Origin of the sequence: Pseudonocardia halophobica (assembly GCF_050948485.1) — a bacterium.
GTDB classification, from domain to species: domain Bacteria; phylum Actinomycetota; class Actinomycetes; order Mycobacteriales; family Pseudonocardiaceae; genus Pseudonocardia; species Pseudonocardia halophobica.
In genome coordinates, this window is the sequence record NZ_CP192046.1 from 3,604,510 (window position 1) to 3,619,332 (window position 14,823).

The window sequence follows — 14,823 nt, forward strand, 5'->3', positions numbered from 1 at the left end:
CAGGCCCGGTGACGGACGTCCAGCAGAACGCACCCGCACCCGCGGAGGCGCCCTCCGGCGCGTCGCGGACCGCCGTCCAGACGGCGGCGCAGGACCCGGCCCGCCCCTCGGCCACGCGCCGGGTCCGGGCGCGCATCGCCCGGCGGATGACGCCGCAGCGGGTCGCCATCGTCAAGCCCGTCCTCGAGCCGCTGGCGAGCGTGCACCGGGCGCTGCACCCCAAGGCCGACCTGGTGCTGCTGCAGCGCGCGTACGACGTCGCGGAGCAGAAGCACGCCGGGCAGAAGCGCAAGTCCGGTGACCCGTACATCACGCACCCGCTGGCCGTGGCCACGATCCTCGCCGAGCTCGGCATGGACACCACCACGCTGGTCGCGGCGCTGCTGCACGACACCGTCGAGGACACCGACTACTCGCTCGAGCGGCTCAGCACGGACTTCGGCGAGGAGGTCGCGCACCTCGTCGACGGCGTGACCAAGCTGGACAAGGTCGAGTTCGGCACCGCGGCGGAGGCCGAGACCATCCGGAAGATGGTCGTGGCCATGGCGCGCGACCCCCGAGTGCTGGTGATCAAGCTCTCGGACCGGCTGCACAACATGCGCACCATGCGCTTCCTGCCGCCGGAGAAGCAGGCGAAGAAGGCGCGCGAGACCCTCGAGGTCATGGCGCCGCTGGCACACCGCCTGGGCATGGCGACGATCAAATGGGAGCTGGAGGACCTGTCCTTCGCGATCCTGCACCCGAAGAAGTACGAGGAGATCGTCCGGCTCGTCGCCACCCGCGCCCCGTCCCGGGACACCTACCTCAAGCAGGTCATCGACGAGGTGTCGCGGCAGCTGGAGGCCGCCCGGGTCAGCGGCACGGTCGAGGGCAGGCCGAAGCACTACTACTCGATCTACCGCAAGATGATCGTCAAGGGCCGCGAGTTCGACGACATCCACGACCTCGTCGGCGTGCGCGTCCTGGTCGACGAGGTGCGGGACTGCTACGCGGCGATGGGCATGGTCCACGCGCTGTGGCAGCCGATGCCCGGCCGGTTCAAGGACTACATCGCCCAGCCGCGGTTCGGCGTGTACCAGTCGCTGCACACCACGGTGATCGGGCCGGACGGCAAGCCGCTCGAGGTGCAGATCCGCACGCACGAGATGCACCGCACGGCCGAGTACGGCATCGCGGCGCACTGGCGCTACAAGGAGACCCGCGGGCAGAACGGCGCCAACGGCACCGTCGAGATCGACGAGATGTCCTGGATGCGGCAGCTGCTCGACTGGCAGCGCGAGGCCGCGGACCCCGGGGACTTCCTGGAGTCGCTGCGCTACGACCTCGCGGCCAAGGAGCTGTTCGTCTTCACGCCGAAGGGCGACGTCGTCACGCTGCCGGTCGGGTCCACCCCGGTCGACTTCGCGTACGCCGTGCACACCGAGGTCGGCAACCGCTGCATCGGCTCCCGGGTCAACGGCCGGCTGGTCGCGCTCGAGCGCACGCTGGAGTCCGGCGACGTCGTCGAGATCTTCACGTCGAAGGCCGAGGGCGCCGGGCCGAGCCGGGACTGGCTGGGCTTCGTCAAGTCGCCGCGCGCCAAGAACAAGATCAAGCAGTGGTTCGCCAAGGAGCGCCGCGAGGAGGCCATCGAGGAGGGCAAGGAGGCGATCACGCGGGAGGCCCGGCGCACGGGCATGCCGCTGCAGCGCCTGGTGTCCGCCGACGCGATGGCCGCGCTGTCCCGCGAGATGCACTACTCCGAGATCTCGGCGCTCTATGCCGCGATCGGGGAGGGGCAGGCCAGCGCCCGGCACGTCGTGCAGCGGCTGGTCGCGCTGCTCGGCGGGATGGAGGACGCCGAGGAGGAGCTCGCCGAGCGGGCCACCCCGTCGACCGTGCGGGTGCGGCGGCCCTCGGGCGACGCCGGTGTGGTGCTGACCGGCGAGGACGGCAAGCAGCTGGGCGACGTCTACTGCAAGCTCGCCCGCTGCTGCACGCCCGTCCCCGGGGACGAGATCCTCGGGTTCGTCACCCGCGGCGGTGCGGTCTCGGTGCACCGCACGGACTGCACCAACGCCGCGGACCTCAAGGCCCGCAGCGAGCGGCTCGTCGACGTCGCGTGGTCGGTGTCGCCGGCATCGGTGTTCCTGGTGGCGATCCAGGTCGAGGCGCTCGACCGGCACCGCCTGCTGTCCGACGTCACGAAGGTGCTGGCGGACGAGAAGGTCAACATCCTCTCCGCGTCCGTCACCACCTCGCGGGACCGCGTGGCCGTGTCGCGCTTCTCCTTCGAGATGGGCGACCCGAAGCACCTCGGGCACGTCCTGCACGCCGTGCGCAACGTGGAGGGCGTCTACGACGTCTACCGCGTCACCAGCGCCAGCTGATCCCGCCGAGAAGGAGCTGAGGGCCCCGCCGGAGGTCCGGCGGAGCCCTCAGCTCCCGGTGATCAGGTGGGTCAGGCCGCGACCGTGGCGGTCTGGATGGTGACCGGGGTCTTCGGCTTGCCGTCGCCGGGGCCGTTGCTGTCGTCCGTGCCCGCCCCGGCGACCTTGTCGACGGTCGCCAGGCCGGCCTCGTCGATCGTGCCGAACACGGTGTAGTCCGGCGGGAGCGTCGAGTCGGCGTAGACCAGGAAGAACTGGCTGCCGCCCGAGTTCGGGGCGGAGGTCTTGGCCATCGCGATCGTGCCGCGCGGGTAGATCACCGCACCGGACTGGCCCGCCGGAGCCAGGTTCGTCGGCGGCTCGTCGGCGATCGTGTAGCCGGGGCCGCCCGTGCCCTGGCCGCTCGGGTCGCCGCACTGCAGCACCTTCAGGCCTTCGCTCGTGGTGAGCCGGTGGCAGGGGGTGTCGTCGAAGTACCCCTGGCTCGCCAGCGAGGTGAAGCTGTTCACGGTGCAGGGCGCCTCGGCCCGGTTCAGCGTGAGCCCGATCGGGCCCGCCGACGTCGTCAGGGAGACCGGGACGGTGCCCTGGTTGCTGACCGCGTCCGCCTGCGGGGCGTTCGCCGGCTTCGCGGCGGCGCCGTCCGACGGGTACTGGCAGTTCACGGTGCCGGGCGGGGCCGCGGCCTGCGCGGCCGGCTGGGCCGGGTCGGACTTCCACGGCGCGGTGGTGAGCAGTACCACCGCGACGACCACGACCACCACGGCCGCCGCGGAGCTGATCACGGCGACCCGCTTCTGCCTGCGGGCCCGTTCGGCGCGCCGCGCCTGCTGATTGGCCAGCTTGCGCTTGGCCGCCTCCCGCCGCATCTGGTTCGTGGCCACGGTGTGCGTCGTCCTCCCGGTCGAATGGATCGCCGGGGGAGGGTATCGACCGTTCCTGAGAGGGCCGTGTGCAGGCACGTCTAGGCTGGTCGCGTGCTCGTCGCAGGATTCCCCGCAGGAGCGTTCCAGACCAACTGCTACGTCGTCGCCCGTGGCGCCGGCGAGGCGTGCGTGGTCGTCGACCCCGGGCAGGACGCCGTCGAACCGCTGGAGGCCGTGCTCGCGGAGCACCGGCTGACCCCGGTGGCGGTGCTGCTGACCCACGGCCATTTCGACCACACCTTCAGCGTCCAGCCGGTGTGCGACGGCTCGGACATCCCGGCGTGGATCCATCCGGACGACCGGGAGCTGCTCGCCGACCCGATGAAGGGCATCTCGTCGGAGTCCGCCGCGTTCTTCGGCGGCCGGCTGGAGCTGAAGGAGCCGCGCGAGGTGCGCACGCTGAGCGACCGCAGCGAGCTGGAGCTCGCCGGAATGCGGCTGCGGGTCGACCACACCCCGGGCCACACTCAGGGCTCGGTGGTGTTCACGACTGAGACGGAGGACGGGACCGAGGTGATCCTCGCGGGCGACACGCTCTTCGCGGGCTCGATCGGGCGGACGGACCTGCCCGGCGGCTCACACCGCCAGCTGCTGGAGAGCATCCGGGAGCGGCTGCTCGGCCGGCCGGACTCGGGCGTCGTCCTCCCCGGCCACGGCCCGACGACGACCGTGGGCCGGGAGCGGGTGTCCAACCCGTTCCTGCAGGGTCTCGGCGAGACCATCGGCGGCGCCGACGTCGATCCCGCCGCCACCCCGGCCCCGGGGCGCGGGCTGTGAGCGCGGTGCAGGAGGGCGTCCAGCGCACCAGCGCCTTCGCGGCGCCCAAGGGCGTCCCGGAGTACTACCCGCCGGAGTCGGCCGGGTTCGTGCACGTCCGGGACACGCTGGCGGGCGCGGCCGAGCGGGCCGGGTACGGGTACGTCGAGCTGCCGATCTTCGAGGACACCGGACTGTTCGCGCGCGGCGTCGGCGAGTCGACGGACGTGGTCAGCAAGGAGATGTACACCTTCGCCGACCGTGGCGACCGGTCCGTCACGCTGCGGCCGGAGGGCACCGCGGGCGTGGTCCGGGCGGTGATCGAGCACAACCTCGACCGCGCCGGGCTGCCCGTGAAGCTCCGCTACGCCGGCCCGTTCTTCCGCTACGAGCGGCCGCAGGCCGGGCGGTACCGGCAGCTGCAGCAGGTCGGCGTGGAGGCCGTCGGGGTGGACGACCCGGCGCTCGACGCCGAGGTCGTCGCCGTCGCCGACGAGGGGTTCAAGGCGCTCGGGCTCACCGGGTACCGGCTGGAGCTGACCTCGCTGGGCGACGCCGAGTGCCGGCCGGCCTACCGCGAGCGGCTGCAGGAGTTCCTGGCCGGGCTGGACCTGGACGAGCCGACGCGGGCCCGGGCGCGGATCAACCCGCTGCGGGTGCTCGACGACAAGCGGCCCCAGGTGCGCCGGCAGCTCGAGGACGCGCCGCTGCTGCTGGACCACCTGTCCGCGACCTCGGCCGAGCACCACGCCGCGGTGCTGGCGCACCTCGACGATCTCGGGGTGGCGTACACGATCAACCCGCGGATGGTGCGCGGGCTGGACTACTACACCAAGACGACCTTCGAGTTCGTGCACGACGGCCTGGGCGCCCAGTCCGGGATCGGCGGCGGCGGCCGGTACGACGGCCTGATGGAGACCCTGGGCGGCCAGCCGCTGTCCGGCGTCGGGTTCGGCATCGGCGTGGACCGGACGCTGCTGGCCTGCCGCGCCGAGGGCGTGCAGCCCTGGTCGGAGGCCCGCGCCGAGGTGTTCGGCGTGCCACTCGGCGACGCCGCGAAGCGCCGACTCGTCGTGATCGCGGCGGAGCTGCGCCGCGCCGGGGTGCGCGTGGACCTGGCCTACGGCAGGCGCGGCCTGAAGGGCGCGATGAAGTCCGCGGACCGCTCCGGTGCCCGGTTCGCGCTGGTGCTGGGGGAACGGGACCTCGAGGCCGGCACGGTCGGCGTGAAGGACCTCGCCTCCGGCGACCAGCGCGCGGTGCCGCTCGACTCCGTCGTGACGGAGCTCGTCGCGAAGCTGGCCTGATGCCCGGACGACCGGCGCTCTCGCTCGCCCCGTGTGAGCGAGAGCGCCGTTCGCCCGTCGGGGGGCGCGGATGAGCGCGACCGACCGGGAGCGGTGGGACGCCCGGCACGCGGCGGTCGGGGTCGGCGCGCCGATGCCGCCGGACGGGCTGCGGGGCCGGCTGGGGCTGCTCCCGGGCGGGGGTGAGCCGAGGGACCGGAGCGGGCTGCCGGCGGGTGGGCGGGCGCTCGACGTCGCCTGCGGGCGCGGCGCGGTCGCGGTGTGGCTGGCGCACCAGGGCTTCACGGTCGACGCGGTCGACGTCTCGGGGGCCGGACTCGCGTCGGCCCGGGCGCTGGCCGCGGCCGAGGGGGTAGGGAACGTGCGGGGCCTCGAGGCCGACCTCGAGGCCGGGCTGCCCCTCGCGGGGCCCTACGACCTCGTGGTGTGCCAGCGCTACCGCGACCCCGCGCTGTACCCGGCGCTCGCCGCCGCGCTCGTGCCCGGCGGCCTGCTCGTGCTCACCGTCCTGTCCGAGGTCGGTGACGAGGGCGGTCGCTTCCGGGCGGTCCCGGGCGAGCTGGCGCGGGCGTTCCCGCAGCTCGAGATCCTCGACCACCGCGAGGGCGACGGCGAGGCGACCCTGCTGGCCCGTCGGCCCTGAGGCGGTTCAGCGGGCGCGGCGGGTCCGGCGGCCGAGTGGGCGACCGGGTTCCTCCCGGCTGGCGACCAGCGCGGCGAGCCCCGTCGTGATCGGCACGGAGGCGACGAGCCCGATGCTGCCGACGAGCGTCCGGACGATCTCGGTGGCGACGTCCTGCGAGGTCAGCACATCGCCCGGGCCGCGCCCGGCCACCGTGAACAGCAGCATCAGCGGCAGCGACGCGCCCGCGTAGGCGAGCACGAGGGTGTTCACCGCGGACGACACGTGGTCCCGCCCGATCCGCATCCCGGCGCTGAACAGCGCCCGGGCGCCCAGGGCCGGGTTCGCCGCGCGCAGCTCCCAGACGGCGCTGGTCTGGGTGACCGTGACGTCGTCGAGCACGCCGAGCGCGCCGATCACGATCCCGGCGAGCAGCAGGCCCCGGGCGTCGACGGGCGCGCCGAGCGTGGCGATGAGGCTGGCGGTGGTGTCGTCGAGGCCGGTGAGCCGGGCGAGCGCCGAGAACATCGTGCTGAGCAGGGCGATCAGGCCGAGCGACGCCAGGGTGCCGAGCACGGCGGCCGAGGTCCGGGCCGACAGGCCGTGGGTGAGGTAGAGGACCACGAACATGATCAGGCAGGCGCCGACCACCGCGACCCACACCGGGCTCGCGCCGCCCAGGATCGCCGGCAGCACGAACAGCACCAGCACGACCAGGCTCATCCCGAGCGCCACCAGCGCGGCGAGCCCGCGCCACCGGCCCAGCAGCAGCACCGCCAGCGCGAACGCGACGGCCAGGGCGATCAGCGGGCCGGAGCGCTGGAAGTCGACGACCTGGTAGGAGCCCGGGTCCGTCGCCGCGCCGCCCGAGTACGCCACCCGGACCTGGTCGCCGACCGCGAACCGCGGCGTGGACGGCTCGACCGGCACGACCTGCACCAGGTCCCGGCCCGGCAGCGGGCCGCCGTCCATCCGCAGGGTCAGCCCCGCGCAGCCGCCGTCGCCCGAGCCGGGGGAGCAGTCACTGGCCTGGGCGGCAACCACCTCGGCGTCGAACACCTCGCCGGCCGGCTGGGTGCTGTGCGGCAACGGGCCGCTGGGCCAGAGCAGCACCAGCCCGACGAGGGTGGCGAGGGCACAGGGCACCAGCAGCCCGACGAGCAGCAGCCGGACGCGGCGGCCCGCGGGCGTGGCGGGTCCGTGACCGTGCCCGTGGCCGTGTCCCCGGTCGTGTCCCCGGTCGTGTTCGTGGCCGGGTTCCGGGTCGTGGGCCCCGGCGGGTGGGGCGGGAGTGGGCTCGGCCGCCACCGGCGCGAGGGGGGTGGTGCGCTCCGCGTCCGTCTCCGGCGGGACCCGAGCCCGGACCGAGGCCCGGACCGGGGCCTGCACCGGGGCACGATGCCGCCCGCTGTCGGACGACGGGTCGCGCGGGGCCACCCCGGCATCCTCACCCGTCGCGCTGCGGGCCGGGCAACCGCCCTCCGCTCCCGACGCGCTACACGAACACCGACACCAGCAGCACCAGCAGCAGGCCGACGACCGAGATGACGGTCTCCATCACCGACCAGCTCTTGATCGTCTGCCCCACCGTGAGCCCGAAGTACTCCTTGACCAGCCAGAAGCCGGCGTCGTTGACGTGCGAGAAGAACAGCGACCCGGCGCCGATGGCGAGGGCCAGGAGTGCCACTGTCGCCGGCGGCAGCCCGGCGGCGAGCGGTGCGACGATCCCGGCCGCGGTGATCGTGGCGACCGTCGCCGAGCCCGTCGCCACCCGGATCGCGACCGCGACGAGCCACCCGAGGATCAGCGGGGACAGGTTGGCCGCGCCGGCCCACTGGCCGATCAGCGTGCCGACGCCGGCGTCGACGAGCGTCTGCTTGAACCCGCCGCCCGCACCGACGATGAGCAGGATCCCGGCGATCGCGGGCAGCGCGCCGCCGACCGAGGCGGTGAGCCCCCGCCGGTCCATCCCGGAGGGCAGCCCCAACGCGAGCATGGCGACGACCACGCCGACGAGCAGGGCGACGATCGGCTCGCCGAGCACCTCGAGGACACCCCGGACCGCGTTGTCCTCGGGCAGCGCGATCTCGGCGATCGCCCGGACGAGCATGAGGACGACGGGGGTGAGCACGACGGCGACCGCCGCGCCGACACTGACCCGGCGGCCCGTCCGTTCGCCGGTGCGCGTCCCCGTCCCGCTGCTCCCGGCCGGACCGTCGGCACCGTCGGCCCGGTCCGCCGGGGCGTCGCGGTCGGCCGGCGGGTCGGGCCGGCCCTCCACGCCGGACCCGCCCTCGACCGCCGCGCTCGCCGGGGGCGGTGGCAGCGGCACCCAGCGCGCGGCGACGCGCCCGAACAGTGGGCCGGCGACGACCACCGTCGGGATGGCCACGAGCAGACCGAACAGCAGGGTCAGGCCCAGATCCGCGCCGAGGGCGTCGATCGCGACCAGCGGGCCGGGGTGCGGCGGGACGAGCCCGTGCAGGACCGACAGACCGGCCAGGGCCGGGATGCCGACGGTGATGACCGACAGCCGGGTGCGCGCCGCGACCAGCACCACGACCGGCACCAGCAGCACCACGCCGACCTCGAAGAACAGCGGGATGCCGATCAGGGCCGCCACACCGGCGAGCGCCCAGGGCATCCCCTTGGGGCCGACCCGGCTCGTCACGGCCTCGACGACCCGGTCGGCGCCGCCGGAGTCCCGCAGCAGGCCGCCGATCATGGCGCCGAGCGCGATGAGCACGCCCACACCGCCCACCGTCGAGCCGACACCGTCGGTGAAGCTGTCCACGGTCTTCCCGGGCCCGAGCCCCCCGACGACCCCGAGCACCGCGGTGCCCGCGATCAGCGCCAGGAACGGGTGGACGTGCAGCCACGTGATCAGCAGGACGATCACCGCGATCCCGAGCAGGGCGGCGATCACGAGCTGCGTCGCCCCCGCGGCCGGCGCGGTCTCCTGGGCCTGCGCGAGCACCGGCGACGTGGTCATGCGACACCTCCGGTCGGGGCGAGCTCGGCGAGGACCCGGTCGACGACGGCGCCGGGGTCGCCCTCGCCGCTCACCGCCCGGCCCGGCTCACCGGGCTCCAGGGGCTCGAGCGTGTCCAGCTGGCTCTGCAGCAGCGAGCCGGGCATGTAGTGGCCGCGGCGGGTGGCCAGCCGCGAGGCCAGGGCGTCGGGCGACGCCTGCAGGTGCACGAACCGGACGGAGGGGTGCCCCTCGACGAGCACGTCCCGGTACCTCCGGCGCAACGCCGAGCAGGTGACGACGGCGCTGCGGCCGGCCGCCTCCTGCTCGCCGATCCAGCCGGCGACGCGGCGCAGCCACGGCCACCGGTCGTCGTCCGTCAGCGGGTGGCCGGCGGCCATCTTGCGCCGGTTCTCCTCGGGGTGCAGGTCGTCGCCCTCGGCGAAGACCCAGCCCGTCCGCCGCACGAGCTCCTCGGCGACGGTCGACTTGCCGACCCCCGACACCCCCGTCACCACGAGCGTCGTCGTCTTCGCCTTCATGGGGGCAGCCTGGCCGACGGCGGCCGATCCCGCCGAATGGGCGAGGGCGGTTGCGGGCAACTCGAACATGTGTTCGACTAGGTCGATGCGGTGGAGCGGGCAGCAGGTGCTGACGGACGGCGTGGGGGAGGCGGCGGCCCTGCCCGGGCTGCGGGGCCTGCTGCGGTCGGTGCGCACGCCGGAGTTCGCGGGCACGGTGTTCCACGAGGTGGAGGCGAAGTCCGCGCTGAACCGGGTGCCGGGGAGCTCGCCGATGCCCTTCGGCTGGACCGTGAACCCGTACCGGGGCTGCTCGCACGCCTGCGTCTACTGCTTCGCGCGCAACACCCACACCTACCTCGACCTCGACGCGGGAGCGGACTTCGACTCGCAGATCGTGGTGAAGGTGAACGTCGGGCGGGTGCTGGCGCGCGAGCTCGTCCGCCCGAGCTGGGCCCGCGAACCGGTGGCGATGGGCACCAACACCGACCCCTACCAACGCGCGGAGGGCCGGTACCGGCTGATGCCGGAGATCATCCGGGCACTCACGCGGGCGGGCACCCCGTTCTCGATCCTGACCAAGGGCACCGTGCTCGGCCGCGACCTGCCCGACCTCGCCGCCGCGGCGCGGGAGGTGCCGGTCGGTCTCGGGGTGTCGCTCGCGCTCGCCGACCGCGCGCTGCAGGCCCGGCTCGAGCCGGGCACACCCTCACCGCCGGCCCGGCTCGACCTGGTGAAGCGGATCGCCGACGCCGGCCTGGACTGCGGCGTGATGGTCGCGCCGGTGCTCCCGCTGCTCACCGACTCCGCCGAGGCGCTCGACGCGCTGCTGGAGCGGGTCCGGGCGGCCGGCGCGTCCGGGGTCAGCGTGCTCGCCCTGCACCTGCGCCCGGGCACGCGGGAGTGGTTCATGGACTGGCTCGCGCGGGAGTACCCGGCGCTCGTGCCGGCGTACGAGCGGCTGTACCGGCGCGGGGCCTACGTCGACCCGGAGTACCGGCGGGCGCTGGCCGAGCGGGTCCGCCCGCTGCTGCGCCGGCACGGGCTGGACCGCAGCGCAGGTGTGCAGCGCACCGGTGGGGACGGCTTCCCGCACGGCGCACCGCCCGCCGAACGGCTGGCGGCCCCGGTCGTCGAGCAGCTCACCCTGCTCTGATCGCCTCGTCGGTCTGTCCGTCGCCGCACGCTCCCCGCGCCGCTCCCGGGCCCGCCGGCCCCGCGGTGACCGCCGCGCCGCGGACTGCGACCGCGGGAGGGAAACCTGCTGGCCGGACCCCGGAGGGGGCCGGATAACCTCGACGACCGTGATGCGAACCCACCCCGTCGGCACCCTGCGTGCCGAGCACGCCGGCCAGACCGTGACCCTCGCCGGATGGGTGGCCCGTCGCCGCGATCACGGCGGTGTGATCTTCGTCGACCTGCGGGACAGCTCGGGCACCGCCCAGATCGTGTTCCGCGAGGGCGAGATGGCCGAGCGCGCGCACCGGCTGCGCTCCGAGTTCTGCCTGCAGGTGACCGGCGAGGTCGTCGCGCGGCCGGCGGGCAACGAGAACCCCGAGCTGCCGACCGGCGCCATCGAGGTCACGGTCACCGACCTCGTCGTGCTCTCGGAGTCCGCGCCGCTGCCCTTCCCGATCGACGAGCACACCGGCGTCGGCGAGGAGGTCCGGCTCCGGTACCGCTACCTCGACCTGCGCCGCCCGGAGCCCGCCGCGGCGATCAGACTGCGCAGCGCCGTGAACAAGGCCGCGCGCACCGTGCTCGAGGGGCACGACTTCGTCGAGATCGAGACGCCGACGCTGACCCGCTCCACGCCCGAGGGCGCCCGGGACTTCCTCGTGCCGGCCCGGCTCAAGCCCGGCTCCTGGTACGCGCTGCCGCAGAGCCCGCAGCTGTTCAAGCAGCTGCTCATGGTCGCCGGCATGGAGCGCTACTACCAGATCGCGCGCTGCTACCGGGACGAGGACTTCCGCGCCGACCGGCAGCCGGAGTTCACCCAGCTCGACATCGAGATGAGCTTCGTCGAGCAGGACGACGTGATCGCCCTGTCCGAGGAGGTCCTCGCCGCGCTGTGGGCGCTGGTCGGGTACGAGGTCCCGCGCCCGATCCGGCGGATCAGCTACGCCGAGGCCATGTCCCGCTACGGCTCGGACAAGCCGGACCTGCGCTTCGACATCGAGCTCACCGAGCTCACCGAGTACTTCGCCTCGACCAGCTTCCGGGTGTTCCAGAACCCGTACGTCGGCGCGGTCGTCATGCCCGGCGGGGCCTCGCAGCCGCGCAAGCAGCTCGACGCCTGGCAGGAGTGGGCCAAGCAGCGCGGCGCCCGCGGCCTCGCGTACGTCCTGGTCGACGAGGACGGCACCGTGTCCGAGAAGGGCCCGGTGACCAAGAACCTGTCGGAGGAGGAGCGCGCGGGGCTGCCCGCCGCCGTCGGGGCGAACCCCGGCGACTGCATCTTCTTCGCCGCCGGCCGCCCCAACGAGGCCCGGGCCCTGCTCGGCGCCGCGCGCGGCGAGATCGCCCGGCGGATCGGGGCCATCGACGAGAACGCCTGGTCCTTCGTCTGGGTCGTGGACTTCCCGCTGTTCGAGGCGGCCGACGAGACGGACGACGTCGCCGTCGGGCACGGCAAGTGGACGGCGCTGCACCACGCCTTCACCTCGCCGACCCCGGACTGGATCGACAAGTTCGAGTCCGACCCGGGCAACGCGCTGGCCTACGCCTACGACATCGTCTGCAACGGCAACGAGATCGGCGGCGGCTCCATCCGTATCCACCGGGCGGACGTCCAGAAGCGGGTCTTCGAGATCATGGGCCTGTCCGAGGAGGAGGCGCAGGAGAAGTTCGGCTTCCTGCTCGACGCCTTCGCCTACGGCCCGCCCCCGCACGGCGGCATCGCGTTCGGCTGGGACCGGATCACCGCGCTGCTCGCCGGCGAGGACTCGATCCGCGAGGTCATCGCCTTCCCGAAGACCGGCGGCGGCTACGACCCGCTCACCGCGGCGCCCGCCCCGATCACCCCGGAGCAGCGCAAGGAGGCCGGGGTCGACGCCGTCCCGCCGAAGCCGGCGGCACAGGCCGACCAGAAGGTGGACGCGAAGGCCGCCGCGAAGGACGCGGAGGGCGGCGGGGCCTGACCCGGTCCCGGTCGTGCTGCACCTGCGCGTGATCGGCCCGCCGGACCGCACGGACGCGGTCCGGGCGGTGCTGGCGGAGGAACCGGGCGTCGCCCACCTGATCGTGCTGCCGGGCGCCGCGGTGCGCCCGGCGGGCGACGTGCTCGAGGCGGACGTCGCCCGCGAGTGCGCCGACGCCCTGCTCGGCCGGCTCCGCGACCTCGGGCTGGACCACGACGGCGCGGTGACCCTCGAGGTCCTCGACACCGTCCTGTCCGACGCCGCGGACGAGGCGGAGGAGGCCGCGCCCGGCGAGGGCTCCGACGCCGTCGTCTGGGACGAGTTGATCGCCCGGACCGGCGAGGAGTCCCGGTTGAGCTTCTCCTTCCAGGCCTTCCTCACCATCGCCTGCCTGCTCGCCGCGATCGGCGCGATCACGGACTCGCCGGTGCTGGTCGTCGGGGCGATGGTGCTGGGGCCGGAGTTCGGTCCGCTGGCCGCCGTGGCGGTGGGGGTGGTGCTGCGCCGCCGCGACCTCCTGCGGCGCGGCGGCCTCGCCCTGCTCGTCGGCTTCCCGCTCGGCATGGCCATCACGGCGCTGGCGACGCTGCTGTTCGACGCCACCGGGCTGCTGTCGAGCAGCACGCTCGACCACCTCGACCAGGTCGAGTTCATCTACGAGGTCGGCCCGTTCTCGCTGATCGTCGCCGTGCTGGCCGGCCTCGCCGGGATCCTGGCGCTCACGTCGGCGAAGGCGGCGAGCCTGGTCGGCGTGTTCATCTCGGTCACCACCGTGCCCGCGGCCGCGTTCGCCTCCGTGGCGGCGGTCGAGGGCCGGTGGCGGGAGGCGGGGCTGTCGGCGCTGCAGCTGGCGGTGAACCTGGTCGGGATCGTGGTCGCGGCGGCCCTCGCGCTGCTCGTGGCCCGACGCTCCCGGCGGCGCAGGGACGCCGGCCGGGCGCTCTCGTCGGGGTAGGGTCGAGGTTGATGTCACGCGACCTGGCCGACTTCCCCAGGCCCGTGCTCACCGCGTTGGCCGCGGCGGAACGCCTGCTCACCCGGCGGGCCGGGGCCACCGTGGTCCTCGCGGACCCGGAGGACCTCGGTGGCAGCGAACGGTCGGTGGTGGCGCGTGCCCGGGTGGCGCGCAACCCGTTCTCGCTGCCGCGCACCCTCGTGGTGAAGCAGTACGTGGGCGAGCCCGAGGCGAACCGGCCGGATCCCTTCCACTTCGAGGTCGCGAGCTGCCAGCTGTTCACCGCGCTCCCGGCCGACGCCCGGCCCAGCCCGGTGCTCATCGCGCACGACCCCGCGGCCCGGCTGCTGGTGCTCGAGGACCTGGGCCGCAGCTCCACGCTGGCCGACATGCTGTTCGCGCCGGATCCCGTTGCGGCGCAGCGGTGCCTGCTGAGCTGGGCGCGGGCGCTCGGCCGGATGCAGGCCGCCACCGCGGGCCGGGAGAACGACTTCGGCGCGCTGCTGCGCCGGCTGGGGGAGAAGGCCCGCCGCGATCCGGTGGCGGACGAGGCGCGCGCCGCCTTCGCGGGCGTGCCCGAGCTGGTCGCCGAGGTGCTGGGCGTGACGGTCAGCACGGCGGCCGAGACGGAGGCCCGGGAGACCGCGCGGCTGCTGGGCGGCACCCGCTACCGCGCGTTCAGCCCGTCGGACACCTGCCCGGACAACAACCTCGTGACCAGCCGCGGGGTGCGGTTCGTCGACTTCGAGTGGGGTTGCTTCCGCGACGTCGCGCTCGACGCCGCGTACTTCCGCGTCCCGTTCCCGGCCTGCGAGTCGAGCTTCGCGCTCCCCGACGGCATGGCCGACGCCATGCTCGAGGCCTGGCGCAACGAGATCGCCACGGTGTGGCCGGACCTCGACGACCCTGCGCTCCTGCGGGCCCGCCTGCTCGACGCCCAGCTGCTGTGGGTCTGGCTGTGCACGTGGTGGCTGCTGCCGCGCGCGGTGGCCGGCGAGTCGCGCATCGGGATCGACCCCGGCCGGTCGCCGCGGATCAGCGCCGCGCTGGCCGACTACTGGCGGCGGCTCGCGGGGGCGGCGGCGGACGGCGGGCGGCCGGCCACCGTCGAGCTCGCCGACCGGATGGCCGGCGCGCTGCAGCAGCGGTTCGACGACCCGGCGGACAACGGCACGGGCCGGCTACCGGTCTATCCCGCCTTCCGCAGCCGGGTCTGAGCGGCCTGACAGGGTCGCACCATGGATCCATGACGCGTC

Annotated in this window: 12 protein-coding genes; 8 read left to right on the forward strand and 4 right to left on the reverse strand. The window is 74.4% G+C overall.

What is annotated here, in order from left to right; genetic code table 11:
- The first annotated feature begins 8 nt into the window (after positions 1 to 8).
- On the forward strand, positions 9 to 2,369 hold the full coding sequence (locus tag ACQP04_RS17345; RefSeq protein WP_433508064.1) for a RelA/SpoT family protein: 2,361 nt from the start codon (positions 9 to 11) through the stop codon (positions 2,367 to 2,369).
- Between the two features lie 71 nt (positions 2,370 to 2,440).
- On the opposite strand, the gene ACQP04_RS17350 is transcribed toward ACQP04_RS17345, so the two are convergent.
- Positions 2,441 to 3,253 carry a peptidylprolyl isomerase gene (locus ACQP04_RS17350; protein ID WP_433508065.1) on the reverse strand — a complete coding sequence of 271 codons (813 nt, stop codon included), beginning with the start codon at positions 3,251 to 3,253 and terminating at the stop codon, positions 2,441 to 2,443.
- 93 nt (positions 3,254 to 3,346) lie between these two features.
- Here ACQP04_RS17350 and ACQP04_RS17355 point away from each other — a divergent pair, with 93 nt between their 5' ends.
- The 3 genes from ACQP04_RS17355 (at position 3,347) to ACQP04_RS17365 (ending at position 6,001) form a co-directional block, all read left to right on the forward strand.
- Entirely contained in the window at positions 3,347 to 4,072 is a 726-nt protein-coding gene (locus tag ACQP04_RS17355; protein WP_433508066.1) for an MBL fold metallo-hydrolase, read from the forward strand.
- 5 nt (positions 4,073 to 4,077) lie between these two features.
- Positions 4,078 to 5,358, forward strand: a complete 1,281-nt coding sequence (gene hisS, locus ACQP04_RS17360; RefSeq protein ID WP_433508383.1) for a histidine--tRNA ligase — start codon at positions 4,078 to 4,080, stop codon at positions 5,356 to 5,358.
- 70 nt (positions 5,359 to 5,428) lie between these two features.
- The gene (locus ACQP04_RS17365; protein WP_433508067.1) at positions 5,429 to 6,001 is read left to right on the forward strand and encodes a class I SAM-dependent methyltransferase; all 573 of its coding nucleotides are present in this window, start codon (positions 5,429 to 5,431) and stop codon (positions 5,999 to 6,001) included.
- A gap of 6 nt (positions 6,002 to 6,007) precedes the next feature.
- Here ACQP04_RS17365 and ACQP04_RS17370 read toward each other — a convergent pair whose 3' ends face one another.
- The 3 genes from ACQP04_RS17370 to ACQP04_RS17380 all read right to left on the reverse strand — a co-directional run bounded on the left by ACQP04_RS17370 (position 6,008) and on the right by ACQP04_RS17380 (position 9,493).
- On the reverse strand, positions 6,008 to 7,369 hold the full coding sequence (locus ACQP04_RS17370; RefSeq protein ID WP_433508068.1) for a YibE/F family protein: 1,362 nt from the start codon (positions 7,367 to 7,369) through the stop codon (positions 6,008 to 6,010).
- 106 nt (positions 7,370 to 7,475) lie between these two features.
- Complete coding sequence (locus ACQP04_RS17375; RefSeq protein WP_433508069.1) at positions 7,476 to 8,972, reverse strand: gluconate transporter; 1,497 nt, start codon at positions 8,970 to 8,972, stop codon at positions 7,476 to 7,478.
- Positions 8,969 to 9,493 (reverse strand): gluconokinase, encoded by a 525-nt coding sequence (locus ACQP04_RS17380; protein WP_433508070.1) that lies wholly within the window; start codon positions 9,491 to 9,493, stop codon positions 8,969 to 8,971. Before ACQP04_RS17380 ends, ACQP04_RS17375 begins: the two co-directional genes overlap by 4 nt.
- Positions 9,494 to 9,578: 85 nt before the next feature.
- On the opposite strand from ACQP04_RS17380, the gene ACQP04_RS17385 reads away from it, so the two are divergent.
- The 4 genes from ACQP04_RS17385 to ACQP04_RS17400 all read left to right on the forward strand — a co-directional run bounded on the left by ACQP04_RS17385 (position 9,579) and on the right by ACQP04_RS17400 (position 14,784).
- The gene (locus ACQP04_RS17385; RefSeq protein ID WP_433508071.1) at positions 9,579 to 10,628 is read left to right on the forward strand and encodes an Rv2578c family radical SAM protein; all 1,050 of its coding nucleotides are present in this window, start codon (positions 9,579 to 9,581) and stop codon (positions 10,626 to 10,628) included.
- 148 nt (positions 10,629 to 10,776) lie between these two features.
- Positions 10,777 to 12,612 carry an aspartate--tRNA ligase gene (aspS, locus tag ACQP04_RS17390; RefSeq protein ID WP_433508072.1) on the forward strand — a complete coding sequence of 612 codons (1,836 nt, stop codon included), beginning with the start codon at positions 10,777 to 10,779 and terminating at the stop codon, positions 12,610 to 12,612.
- A 13-nt stretch (positions 12,613 to 12,625) separates the two neighbouring features.
- Positions 12,626 to 13,567, forward strand: a complete 942-nt coding sequence (locus ACQP04_RS17395; protein WP_433508073.1) for a DUF389 domain-containing protein — start codon at positions 12,626 to 12,628, stop codon at positions 13,565 to 13,567.
- A gap of 11 nt (positions 13,568 to 13,578) precedes the next feature.
- Positions 13,579 to 14,784 (forward strand): hypothetical protein, encoded by a 1,206-nt coding sequence (locus tag ACQP04_RS17400; RefSeq protein ID WP_433508074.1) that lies wholly within the window; start codon positions 13,579 to 13,581, stop codon positions 14,782 to 14,784.
- The last annotated feature ends 39 nt before the right edge of the window (positions 14,785 to 14,823 follow it).

Coding starts and splice junctions, on each gene's coding strand:
- ACQP04_RS17365 (WP_433508067.1), top strand. CDS start 5,429: ATGAGCGCGACCGACCGGGAGCGGTGGGACGCCCGGCACGCGGCGGTC.
- ACQP04_RS17375 (WP_433508069.1), bottom strand. CDS start 8,972: ATGACCACGTCGCCGGTGCTCGCGCAGGCCCAGGAGACCGCGCCGGCC.
- ACQP04_RS17380 (WP_433508070.1), bottom strand. CDS start 9,493: ATGAAGGCGAAGACGACGACGCTCGTGGTGACGGGGGTGTCGGGGGTC.
- ACQP04_RS17385 (WP_433508071.1), top strand. CDS start 9,579: ATGCGGTGGAGCGGGCAGCAGGTGCTGACGGACGGCGTGGGGGAGGCG.
- ACQP04_RS17400 (WP_433508074.1), top strand. CDS start 13,579: ATGTCACGCGACCTGGCCGACTTCCCCAGGCCCGTGCTCACCGCGTTG.